Annotated in this window: 1 protein-coding gene; it reads left to right on the top strand. The window is 74.2% G+C overall.

Features of this window, described 5'->3' with window-relative positions; translation table 11 throughout:
• Positions 1-415, top strand: a 415-nt coding sequence (locus BBW69_RS02580; protein ID WP_188210315.1) for an IPT/TIG domain-containing protein, incomplete at both ends; no start/stop codon positions are given.

The raw sequence follows: 415 nt of genomic DNA, 5'->3' as shown, positions 1-415 counted from the left end.
CAGCGGGTGACGCCGCGGTGGTCGTGACCACCCCGGCGGGGTCGAGCGACGCGGGTGTGTTCACCTTCTACCCGGTCGCCGACATCGGAGGGGTCGCGCCGGGCACCGGCCCGATCTCGGGCGGAACGGTCGTCACCATCACCGGGCAGTGCTTCACCGGGGCGACCGCGGTGCTGTTCGGCGAGGTGCCCGCACAGTTCGAGGTGATCAACGACGGCGTGATCCGCGCGATCTCACCGTCGGCTGCGACGACAGGCACGGTGCCGGTCACGGTCGTGGGCGCGGGCGAGTGCGGCACGGCCGTCGAACCGGGCGCGTTCACCTACGCGGCCGGTTCGGCCGGGTCCGGCGCGTCCGGATCGAGCGGCACCGGCAGCAGCTCTCTCGCTGCCACCGGTGGGGCCGGCGACGGGGC

The sequence above is a fragment of the Neisseria sp. RH3002v2f genome (assembly GCF_014596375.1).
Taxonomy (GTDB): Bacteria; Pseudomonadota; Gammaproteobacteria; order Burkholderiales; family Neisseriaceae; genus Neisseria; species Neisseria cinerea.
Note: the sequence above shows the minus strand (reverse complement) of the source record. Positions and strands in the feature narration are given on the sequence as shown.